The organism is Aeromonas sp. R5-4 (assembly GCF_040908215.1).
GTDB classification, from domain to species: Bacteria; Pseudomonadota; Gammaproteobacteria; order Enterobacterales; family Aeromonadaceae; genus Aeromonas; species Aeromonas veronii.
In genome coordinates this window covers 232,340-243,786 of record NZ_JBFODG010000013.1, presented here as the reverse complement: position 1 = coordinate 243,786, position 11,447 = coordinate 232,340, and the positions used below count along the sequence as shown (strand labels likewise).

General features: G+C 56.2%; 7 protein-coding genes, 1 tRNA gene and 1 pseudogene. 7 read left to right on the top strand and 2 right to left on the bottom strand.

Annotation, left to right across the window (positions count from 1 at the left end; translation table 11 throughout):
• From hcp1 to AB5Y83_RS05490, 6 genes and pseudogenes are all read left to right on the top strand, one after another.
• Positions 1 to 261 (top strand): annotated as a pseudogene (gene hcp1 / locus AB5Y83_RS05515) (type VI secretion system effector Hcp1); the annotation flags it as partial.
• Positions 262 to 624: 363 nt separating this feature from the next.
• A complete protein-coding gene (gene tssI, locus AB5Y83_RS05510; RefSeq protein WP_368174824.1) occupies positions 625 to 2,748 on the top strand; it encodes a type VI secretion system tip protein TssI/VgrG in 2,124 nt (707 codons plus the stop codon).
• Entirely contained in the window at positions 2,724 to 3,554 is an 831-nt protein-coding gene (locus AB5Y83_RS05505) for a DUF4123 domain-containing protein (protein WP_021230344.1), read from the top strand. Before tssI ends, AB5Y83_RS05505 begins: the two co-directional genes overlap by 25 nt.
• Positions 3,555 to 6,632, top strand: coding sequence for a hypothetical protein (locus AB5Y83_RS05500; protein ID WP_139403268.1), 3,078 nt, complete (start codon positions 3,555 to 3,557; stop codon positions 6,630 to 6,632).
• A complete protein-coding gene (locus AB5Y83_RS05495) occupies positions 6,619 to 7,638 on the top strand; it encodes a hypothetical protein (RefSeq protein WP_368174823.1) in 1,020 nt (339 codons plus the stop codon). The genes AB5Y83_RS05500 and AB5Y83_RS05495 overlap by 14 nt, the downstream gene beginning before the upstream one ends.
• A gap of 166 nt (positions 7,639 to 7,804) precedes the next feature.
• Positions 7,805 to 9,172: a tetratricopeptide repeat protein gene (locus AB5Y83_RS05490; RefSeq protein WP_368174822.1), complete on the top strand. Its 1,368-nt coding sequence runs from the start codon at positions 7,805 to 7,807 to the stop codon at positions 9,170 to 9,172.
• Between the two features lie 156 nt (positions 9,173 to 9,328).
• Here AB5Y83_RS05490 and AB5Y83_RS05485 read toward each other — a convergent pair.
• Positions 9,329 to 9,405: transfer RNA gene (locus AB5Y83_RS05485), tRNA-Arg, on the bottom strand.
• A gap of 50 nt (positions 9,406 to 9,455) precedes the next feature.
• Positions 9,456 to 10,610, bottom strand: coding sequence for a flagellar assembly protein FlgT (locus AB5Y83_RS05480; RefSeq protein ID WP_019446850.1), 1,155 nt, complete (start codon positions 10,608 to 10,610; stop codon positions 9,456 to 9,458).
• A gap of 206 nt (positions 10,611 to 10,816) precedes the next feature.
• On the opposite strand from AB5Y83_RS05480, the gene AB5Y83_RS05475 reads away from it, so the two are divergent.
• The gene (locus AB5Y83_RS05475; RefSeq protein ID WP_005338718.1) at positions 10,817 to 11,437 is read left to right on the top strand and encodes a FlgO family outer membrane protein; all 621 of its coding nucleotides are present in this window, start codon (positions 10,817 to 10,819) and stop codon (positions 11,435 to 11,437) included.
• The last annotated feature ends 10 nt before the right edge of the window (positions 11,438 to 11,447 follow it).

Here is an 11,447-nt window from a genome sequence, read left to right as displayed (position 1 = left end):
TCCGGCGAGATGCTGCCGAAAGTGACCCTGAAGTGGTACCGCACCTCCGTTGAAGGCAAGCAGGAGCACTTCTTCTCTACCGTGCTGACCGATGCCACCATCGTTGACATCGACTGCCAGATGCCGCACTGCCAGGACCCGGCGAAGTCTGACTTCACCCAGCTTATCCAGGTCTCCATGGCTTACCGCAAGATCGACTGGGAGCACACCGTTGCCGGTACTTCCGGTGCGGACGACTGGCGCGCCCCCATCGAGGCGTAAGCCTTGCTTCGGTACTTTGGTATTCCTTGTAAGTAGTAATGTGTCTTTGAGCCGGTTGTTCAACCGGCTTCTTGTACTGTGCATTTTCTCCAGCCTGGCCAACGGGTTGGCTGGAGCTTTTCTGTTTTGCCATCCCCCTGCCGGGGTTTGATGCCCTGCTGGTGAGTGCGGAGGGATGGCAAAGCACTAAAGGGTGTCCTGTGATGCAGACCCGAACCGCTCGTAACCTGTTAACCCCTTTATCTTTGGTGGCCCTTGCGGCACCGGAGAGGGCGGTAGCGTGGCCGCGCGGTGAGGGCGTGTATGGGCGCGAGAGTAGGCAAGGGCTCAGGCACTGCTTGGCCGTGACAAGAGGGGAAAGCCATGGCTAATCAAACCGGATTGCAATTTACCGTGAAGGTGGGGGCGCTGCCCGAGAGCACCTTCGTGGTGGCCAGTTTCCAGCTGGATGAGGGGCTGAACCGGCCGTTCAACCTGCAGCTGGAGTTGGCAAGTAGTCAGCCTGATGTCGACTTTGGCGCCGTGCTGGGCCAGCCGTGCGAGCTGATGGTGTGGTACAGCGGCGAGCTGCAACGCCGGGTCTGCGGGGTAGTGAGCGAGTTTGCCCAAGGGGACAGCGGCTTTCGCCGCACCCGTTACAGCCTCAACGTCAAACCCGCCCTGTGGCGATTGGGGCTGCGCCAGAACTCCCGCATCTTTCAGGCGCAGAAGCCCGATGGAATCCTCAGTATCCTGCTGCAAGAGCATGGCATTACCGATTACGCCTTTGCCCTGAAAAACGAGCACGCCCAGCGCGAATACTGCGTGCAGCACCGCGAGACCGACCTCGACTTCCTCAATCGCCTCGCAGCCGAAGAGGGGCTGTTCTACTTCCACGAGTTTGAAGCAGGCAAGCACCGCATCGTCTTTGCTGACGATGCGGCAGCCCTGACTGCCGGCCCCGAGCTCTTCTTCAACCTCGGCAACCGCTCGCTGGAACAAGGCCCTTACGTGCGCCAGTTCCACTACCGCGAGGCTGTGCGGCCAAGCGATGTAGAGCTCAAAGACTACAGCTTCAAGACGCCAGCCTATGGTCTCTCCCATAAAAAGCAGGGTGCAGAACTCGAGCATCAGCGCGATACCTACCAGCACTTCGACTACCCGGGCCGCTACAAGCAGGACCCGAGCGGCAAGGCGTTTGCTCAACACCGGCTCGATGCGCTGCGCAATGATGCGGTGGCGGGCAGTGGTAAATCCAACAGCGCCGCCCTGCTGCCGGGTCAGCACTTTTCACTCACCGAACACCCCAACGGCAGCCTCAACACCGACTGGCAAATCGTCCATATCCGCCACACCGGTGAGCAACCGCAGGCGCTGGAGGAGGAGGGGGGCAGCGGTCCGACCGTCTACCACAACGAATTTGGTGTGGTGAAAGCGAGTACCACCTGGCGCGCCCGTATCGGCAGCCCAGAAGCACCTCACAAGCCGATGGTGGATGGCCCGCAAATCGCTATCGTGGTGGGCCCGGAGGGGGAGGAGATTTACTGCGACGAGCATGGCCGGGTGAAGCTGCAGTTCCCGTGGGACCGCTACGGCAGCTCCAACGACCAGAGCTCCTGCTGGGTGCGGGTGAGCCAGGGTTGGGCCGGTGGCCAGTACGGCATGATGGCGATTCCGCGCATCGGCCACGAGGTTATCGTCTCATTCCTCGAAGGTGACCCCGACCAGCCTATCGTGACGGGTCGCACCTACCACGCTACCAACCGGCCGCCGTATGAGCTACCCGCCAACAAGACCCGCACCGTGCTGCGCACCGAGACCCACAAGGGCGAGGGTTTCAACGAGCTGCGTTTTGAAGACCAGGCGGGACAGGAAGAGATTTACATCCACGGTCAGAAAGACCTGAATGTGCTGATAGAGCACGATGTTGCGTGGCACATCAAGCACGACCAGCACACCGATATCGACAACGAGCGGGTCACCCGCATAAGAAAAGTGCCGGGCAAGGATGGCGCTCCGCCCAGCCTAGGTAATGACCACCTGACAGTCGAAGGCGAAAAACGCGACCATATCAAGGCGGACTATTCGCTGACGGTGGATACCTCCCTGCACCAGAAACTGGGCCAGTCGTTGCTGGTTGATGCTGTACAGGAGATTCATCTCGACTCGGGCCAAAAAATTGTGTTGGAAGCCGGGTCGGAGATCACCCTGAAAGTCGGTGGCAGTTTTGTGAAGGTCGATCCAAGCGGCGTCACCTTGGTCGGCCCCACCATCAAGATGAACTCTGGTGGCAGTCCCGGCTCAGGCTCAGGGTGGGCGGGTCAGATGCCCGGCCTGCCGATGGGGGTAGCATTAGCGCCTTATGTTGTACCGCCAACCCCAGAGATGATCCCGGCCATGTTGGTCGCGGCAAAAGCCGGTGTGGTAGCAATGCCCATGTGTGGCAAGCGCTCTAATGGCACATGTGAACGGGGAGACTGCACATGCAAACTCGATGGGAACAGTTAACGTTTCTGCATCGGTTATCTCCTGATAGCTTACCAATCAACTATTTGCTGATTGATGTAGCACGTTGGGAAGAGGCGCAAGAGGTGATCTATCAGCTCATTGAGCAGCCCGAATTAACGCTGCTGTTTGCTGGTACGCACCACCAAGCCTTATTGGAAGTGAGCCCCCTTTTGCTCCGCCTCCCTTCCGAGCGCACTGTCAGGGAAACGTTGCTCACGGAAGTGCGAGAGAGGCGCGCAGGCGTTGCGCTGCGCGCATCGCTCTTTTGCGAAGAGCTAGCCAACCATTTCAGACAGTTCCTGACGGTGCCAGATGGGAAGGGGCAAAGCTATCTGCGCTTTTACGATCCGGCCATTTGGCTGGCTATCTATGCCTGCCAGTATGATGCCCCCTTGGTGGGCTCAGTGTTGGAGGCGGTGTACTTGCCTGACTGGTGCTCTGCAACCTGGTGTGAAATTGTCAGCGCTGAGCACGAAGCCGCCTTTGAGCAACCGGTGTGTTTGAGTTCGGAATTGCTGGTGATGGCCCAGAAAACCCGTCTGCTTTATAGCTTGCAAGCAGCCCGGATTGACCCTGCTTTGTGTTATGGTCTTGCATCTTCGCTTGCATGCCTGATTGAGAAAGGCTTGACCGAGCAGTGGGAGCTTATGCCTTGGCTCACCCTGCTTAATGATTATCCTGCTCCCGTGTTGGATGGCCGCATGGCCCAGTGGTTGGCCACCTTCGATATTGAGTGCCATGAGCCGCTGGCTGTGGCAAACCGTTTTTGGCAGGGTCAGACCCATCAGCCAGTGGAGGCGTTATAGATGTCCGCACCAACCACGACTACGTCACCTGTAGTTAACAATGTCATTGATGAAGGGCTCTGTCAGTCGCCGACTATGTTGCCTTTTGTTCCGTTGCCCGAGGCTGCATCAAATGAGTCATTCGCTGCGGTCAAATCCCCCTGCTCGGCAAAAGAGTTTGAAGACATCTTCTACGTCAGCGGCTCCAACTGCTTCTGGCTGGTCGAGAAAAAAGCCTTCAAGAAGATAAAAATGGTGGTCAGTGAGTTTGAGGCCAAGGTGCTTGGTTCATCCAGCAAGCTGCAAGCGCTGGCGGCACAGGGTATTCAACTCGATAGCCTGATGATTAGCCCGACCCCATACAGCTTCTTGACCCCGGCCCAACAGCAAGAATGGAGCAACATTCAGGCGAGCAGGCCTGCCAGCCCGACCTTTTTGCCCTACGGAGATAACAGTCAGGCTGCAGTACACAAGCAATTTATCAATCTGGCTGCTGAGGATGCCAAGTGTATTGAGCAACTGGAACAGCTCAAACGCCAAGGGATTGAGCAAGCCAAGGCGCAAGGGTATGAAGTCGATAAAAATGGCCACTACTATGACCCGCGTCAGGTCAAAATCGGCAAATTGCTGGCGCAATACAACAAGGCCCGTGCCACGTTTGTGGCAGAAAAGCCCCCGGCAGAGCAGATTGAATTGCTGCGACAAGCGGTGCTGAAAACCCAGACCCTGATGCAGGAGCACAGCAACGATCTGATGTGGCCGAGTGACGATTGGTTTAGCCATCGTCAGGAAAACCTGGCCAAGATGACTGCGGCCCAGCAGACCCTCAATCGCTGCATCAGCGAGCTTGGTGCGCTCGGGGTCGCCGTGCCGGAGTTTGCTCTGAGCGGCATAGAGGGGTGTGTGGCCGGTGATAAGTGCTATGCCAGTTGGTACGCCTATCTGGCCCAGAAAAAGCAGGCCGAAGAAGAACTGGAGAAGACCACCAAGGCCTTCTTGACCGCGCTCGATAGCGGTTATGCCGCCAGCAGCGACAAAGAGAATCCCTTGTTGCCACCCCAGCAGATGTTTCAGCGTCAGCTCGATGCGATTAATACTGCCCACAAACAAGCTAACGAGCTGTACGAAAAGGCTCTGTTGGCCTGCTCCCGCCAAGTCCCTCCTCGGGTATTGGCATGGGAGGGGGAATATCAGCGCCAACCCATGGACGTATTGACCAAGGGGGATTATCCACTGCGTGAGATATGCTCGGCGGCGTTATCGGTAGAGCCACTCAGCTACTTCAGCCTCTGGCAGTTGCCAGTAGACAAGGTCAAGGAGCGGGCGGGTGATCTGCTCAAACTGGAGCAGGATCCTGTGCTGCTCGCCCTGCTGGCGCAAGATGGCATTACCCCTCTCCCTCTGCAAAAGGGCTGGTTTTACAAAGAGAGCGGCGCCCTCAATTTTGACAAGGTGGCCGACTACCTGGAGCAGAAGAACATCAAGGTGAAGGCTCTCGACGCGTGGCGTAGCCGCTTTGCGGGGCACCTTGGCACACTGCTCTATCGCTCTGACAAGCAGGTGGAGTTTGGTCCCTTTGATGAATCTCCCCAAGCACAGTTGATGCGGATGATGAGTTACAGCGACTGGAAGGGCAAACTCAGCAGCTCCGGCAAGATAGACCCCCCGCCGATGACACTGACCTATCAGGACGGCACCGTCTCCATGCCTGGGCCGAGCGCCAGCTTGTCGGTCACTGCAGAGTTTTATCCTCTGCGCGGCGAGATCGATCTGTTCAGGATCACCTTGCCACGAGGCGCAAAACCCACGATAGCAACCCTGATCGCCCCCAAGAGTGGCAACAAATACCAGATCAATCTGGGCACCTGGGCCGTAGATGTCCACGCCAAGGCGTGGGGCAAAGCGGGCGCCATGCTCAAAGCGGGCCGCGAGGCATCGCTCAATGCCAGCGTCGGTGGAATTAGCCTCAGTGGGCTCGATGTGGCGGTCAAGGCTGAAGAGAAGGGGGAATTTACCGCCGAGGTTGGGGCAGAGGTGGGCTGCAGTCTGTCAGGACGCCTGCTTTGGCGTCCAGATAGCAGCATGATCAAGCGTCTAGGAATTGTGGCCGAAGAGGCTAAGCTGCCGCTGCAGCTATGCAAGGCCACCACCGGGTTGAAGGCCGAAATCAAGGACACGCTGAGCGAGTTCCCCTTTATCCTGAGCTGGCGCAATAACCGGATGCGGTTGGGAGTTAAGGCCGGGGTACTGGGGGGCAGCGCCAAGGCCAGAGGGTATTTCGAGTTTGAAGTAGACTGGCAATCTACCGGTTATGTGGTGGCCATGTTTCAGGAGCTGCTGCGCCGCTGCAACTACGAGCGGGTCGAAGTCTTCGCCGATGAGGAGAGCTATCAGCGGCTCTCCAGGGCCAGTCAGCTTGCACTGCTGTTGGGGGTCAATATTGGTCAGATAGTGGCGGCAGAGAAAGACTTTGTTGATCGCCTCTACGGCAAGCTGAATCGCAGCCAGAATGCGGGTCTGGTGGCGTGGACGTTGTCGGGTCACTTGCTGCCTAAACCACGTAATCCCAATCCGGCTTTACGCCCGGATACGGCTGGCGATACTAGGGCCAATGCAGCAACGGAAGCCAAGCTTAAAGCGTGGGCCAACGGTCTACTGCCGGAGGCATTGGGCTCGTTATTGGGTACCTTGGTGGCAAACTCCAAAGTACTGAGGCTGAACAATCCCCCTGTCAATTTATCGGATAAAGAGACCCATGTGTTGCAGCAAATGACCATTGCGCGCTTGGTTGATTGGCTCTATAGCGGTAAAGCTACTACTGATAATTGCCATAAGTTTCAAGAGGCGATAAGCCGCATGACCGATATCAATGTGCAAGATCAGATTGGTGCTTATAAGCGTAACCTTAGTACACTAGATAAATATATGGCTTTGCCTGCGGACAGTAGAAATGATGACCTTAAGTCAACATTAATAAAGTATCGGCGAGCTCGCAATGTGTTATCAAATATGCGTTGGGAAAATGCACAACCTAACTACAAGATCTCTAATACGTATGGTCGTTCTCAGATTCAGGACGGGTGGAATGTTAAGAGTTAATAAATTTTCAATGCTCGTGTTTGGTTTGTTGATCTCGGTCTCATTTGAAAGCGCATCTGCAAATAAGGTGGTGACAGCAGATGAGCTTTATCAACAAGCGGTTATCCCCTATGAACAAGGGTGGGATAAAGGGCTAGACCTGATGTGGCAAGCAGCTAATGCGGGCAGTACTAAAGCGCTATGTACCATTGCCAGCGGCTATCAAGGCACATCTTTGATTGTTAACGCTGATGCACAAAAATACTTTAAAAAAGCAGCTGAGTTAGGGGGGCTTTGTGGGATGCTAGCCCTTTCTAATATCGGTGAAAATGTCATGCTTGACTCAACATTAGCTGAACATCAAGGTGATGGTGGTTGGTCTGACAAGCTGATTAAGAAATCTAAGCAACTGGCTGAAGAAGGCGATATTGAGGGGGTGAAGACATATTCTTTCGTCCTATCATTAAAAAATGATGATAATGGTGCATGTAAATGGCTTGAGAAGGCAGCCCAAAAAGGGGATGCAGGAGCTCAGTTCAATTTAGCAAATGACATCCGAAGTGGCTGCGGTTGGTACCTTATCCCTGGCTCCCGTGATAAAGCTGAACGTTATTGGACAGAACAAGCCGCCAATCATGGCCATCCCAAGGCGATGGAGGTTATGTCCAGCTATGCTGAGAAAGACAAAGATATTGTTGGAATGCTGGCTTGGCTCGAACGTGCAGCCAATACAGGAAATATTAACTCGATAAGGATCTATAGCACTTATCTGATGGGAGGCGATGAGTTTACCATTCCAATTCCTGCTGATATGCAAAGCAATAAAAAAGCTTACGGTTGGTTATATGTATTAACCCATCAACTACCGCCAGAAACTGAGGAGTCAGCCTATTCTCGTTCTGTTAAAGAACTCAGTCTTCTTGAAAAAAAACTCTCTGAGAACGAAATTGAAGAGGCTAAATCTTGGGCTAACGAATGGATGAAAACGCATCAAGTTAGAAGTTACTTCCTAGAATTCGGAATGTAACAGAGCTTATTATAACTGCAAAAACCACCTGACAGGCAAGGCTAATGGCCAGGGAAGGTGCCGCATCAACTGTATGCTCAATCAGGTGGCTGCGTAGCATAACGGATTAGTCCGCAATACAGCAGCACCTCATCTGTTCCTTTTTAACTCTACGAAGAATTTTCTCATGACCCATCGACTCTTATGGCTGACGCTGGCGATCGGCCTGCTCGCAGCCTGCTCTTCCACAACTTCACTCACTGACGCCGAGTTATCCCAAGCCGCCACTCAGGGCAATGGCAAGGCTCAATATGAGTTGGCCAAACGTCTGGCCAGTCAGCCCGATTACCCCAATGCAATGCACTGGATGCAGCAAGCGGCAGAGCAGTCTGGCCCCTTGGCCGCCGATAAACAGATCCGCGCCAATGCTGCTTGGCAAGTGGGTGACTGGTATCAGGCCGGACTCGGGGAGCCCAAAAACCCGACGCTCGCTACCCAGTGGTGGCAGCGCTCTGCTCGCCTTGGCAACAGCAATGCCAGCTATCAGCTGGGCCTGATGTGTCAGGAGCAGCATCAGGGCAAGTTGGTCAGTGAATGCCTCGACTGGTTCGAGAAAGCCGCCAAACAGGATCATGCAGAGGCGCAATTGATCCTTGGGCAGTGGTATGCCAAGCAGCAGGGGGCGGATGAGGATGCCATCAAGTGGTTGGAAAAAGCGGCAGAGCTGGGCAATCGTGACGCTCAGTATCAGCTGGGCAAGCGTTATGAACAGGGGAGAGGGGTGAGCAAACGCCCGGATATTGCCCAGCGCTGGTTTGAGAAGGCTGCCGCCCAGCAGCAGCCGGATGCCTTGTTGTTGCTGGCTCGTCAGGCTACACCAACTGATGCTTTCGCGGCTTATCAGCGGGCTGCCAATGCGGGTTCTGCCGAAGCTGAACTATGGCTGGGTGTTGCTTATCTGGCGGGAGAGCAGGTGCAAGCTGATCCTGCGTTGGGAAGATATTGGCTGGAGGTGGCGGTGACTCATGGCTCGCATGAGGCAGAGTACCAACTGAGCTTGCAACAAACAGATGGCGTAGCCAGGCAGCATTGGTTGACTCTGGCTGCGGAAGGCGGGATCACCAAGGCCAGTTTCGAGCTGGCGCAGTTGCAGCAAGAGCAGGGTGAGTTGGAGCAAGCCAGAGCCAGCTATGCCAAAGCTGCTGGACAAGGTCATACCCAGGCTCAATATGCTTATGGCGAGATGCTGCGGCAGGGTTTGGGCGGTAAAGAGGACTATGTGCTGGCACTCAAGCAGTATCGTCTGGCTGCCCAGCAGGGTGACCGGATGGCTCAATACCGTATGGGGACCATGCGTGAAGAGGGACTGGGGGCTCCGCGCAACCGAGTACATGCCTATGCCTGGTTATCTATGGCGGCAACAGAAGGGATGCCAGAAGCCGTGCAGGCTCGCGATGAGCTGGAAGCAGCGATGACCAAACCGGAAGTTAAACAGGCGCAGAAACTCTCGGAGCACTGGTTTGGCAAGATTGCCACTACCTGGCAAAAAGGCTGATAGCTTGACAGGCAAGTGGCCCTTCAGGGCCACTGTGTTATCCCATAGCCCCTGGGTTTTGAGCGCATGATGGGGTAATACGACGCTCACAAGCACGCCAGGGCCAAAAACGACCAAGGGGTTGGCATCGTGATGATGCCAACCCCTTGTTTTATATGGCGCTCCCGACTGGAGTCGAACCAGTGGCCTGTCCCTTAGGAGGGGACCGCTCTATCCTACTGAGCTACGGGAGCTGTGTGGCGGGCATTATACAAGAAGCAATTCCCTTTTAAACCCTTGATTCTTATTCCAATACTGCCAAATCCCCATTCTGGATGTTAAACGGCGAATATTTGTTCTGGCTGCTGATGATGGCGCCATCGTCGAATACCTGCACCACTTCGAACAGGCCGTCGGCCGGGTTGCGCATCATGCGCGACTTGCCGTATGGGTCGATGAAGTCGGCGTTGTGCTGGATGCGGAACTGGTCGCCAAGTTTGACGCCGTTGCGCCGTCCCAGATTGATGTAGGGGCCGCGTTCGTTCTGGCCGACCACCCGGGCGGTGACCGGGGCGCAGGTGAGCTGGGCTACCAGATCCTGAGCCGCCTGCTGCAACTGGTAGTTGACCTCCTGGCCGTAGCTTGACTGCCAGAACTGGCCGCTGCTGCTGCCCACTTGCTCCCGCTTGCCAAAGGTCCAGGTGGCGCGCCCTTCGTAGACCTTTCGGTTGACCAGACTGCCGTTGATGCCATCGAACAGGTAGAGCTGCATGCGAAAGTTGCGTACGGGATCCTCATACCAGCTGGTCAGCTGGTTGCCCTGAGGTTCGATGGAGAGATCGTCGATGCTGCCGAGCACCAGATATTGGCTGTCGGTACGCAGGCTGAGTGCCTTGATCTCCTCGAGGGCGCTGCGATCCCCCTGTTGCAGATGGAGCGGATCGATGCGCAGGTTTTCATCCAGCCACTGGCGCACAGCGACCCCTTGCGGCGCGTTGGCGAGAGTCTCGAACAGTCGTCGCGATAGGTTTTCCGGCATGTCGTCCATGGCGCCGTAGCTCGCTTGGTCCGGATAGCGCATCCGCAGCCGCACCAGTGTCAAATCCTTGGCGAAGTGCTGGGTCTGGCAGATCTGGCGCTCGGCCTGAATGTCGGCCACTAGCGTGATATACATGCGGCCGTTGCGCACCTCTTCCCGCTTGAGCCGGTACTGGCGAATGTCGCCGCCGGAGCGGATCTGGATCTGCTCGGAGCGAAGGCTGCCATTTTCCAGACGCTGGACGCTGGAAACGGCCGCGCCGCTGGCCAGCAGCGCCTGACGCAGGGCGTCGCGGGTCGCCTGCTCGCGGGCATAGACTTCATCGCCCCCCAGAATGGCGGCGCTGCCCTGCGCTTCGATAAGCTCGGCGCGGGCACTCAGGCTGGCCAGCAGCAGGGTCAACAGCAGCGGTAATTTCATAGCAGATACCTTGAGTTGGCGGGCAGCCGCGCCATTTTGAGGAAATGGCGTCTGCTGGCCGACATGGATCACAACACGTTCCAAGTGGCAGCGCACGTTGGCGCTGACGATGTCTATTAAAAAGCAAGAATCATGCCTCATTCCCGGCTCAAGCTTTGTCCGGCGCGTCCGATAATAAGTCAGGTGCAGATACAGGAAAGGTATCCATGAACAAACTCATCACGGCGTTGGCGCTTGCCCTGGCATTGACCGGGTGCGGCTCCGACCCTATCAATCGGGATCAGGGTGACCCCCGCCAGGCGGCGCAGGGGATGGAGCTCAACTGGCTGGTGGCGCGCATGACCGATCAGCTGATGGAGCGCAAATCGCTGACCACCCTGACCGAGCCCATCGCGGTGGCCTCTTTCGTCGATCTCGATACCCTGCAGGATACCAACTGGATGGGGCAGCAGATTGAGGAGAGCTTTATCTACGAGCTCAACCGTCGCGGCGAGGTGGTGGTGGACTTCAAGCTGACCGGTAGCATCAAGGTGACGCCGCAGGGGGACTTCGTACTGAGCCGAAACTACAAGGAGCTCTCTTCCCGTTTGCCGATCTCCCGCATTCTGGTCGGCACCTTCAGCCGCAATAGCAAGGGGATCCTGGTCAACGCCCGCGTTATCGACATGCGCACCAAGATGGTGGAGACCACGGCCCAGAGCCTGATCCCGCAAAAATATCTGTTCGGTGCCAACAATTCGTTTGGTCGGGCATCGATCAATCGCGGTTATCTGATGCGTGACAGTCAGGCCCGGCCGGGCGGTCATCTGGTCAACCTGACCCCGTGAGGAGCGAGTC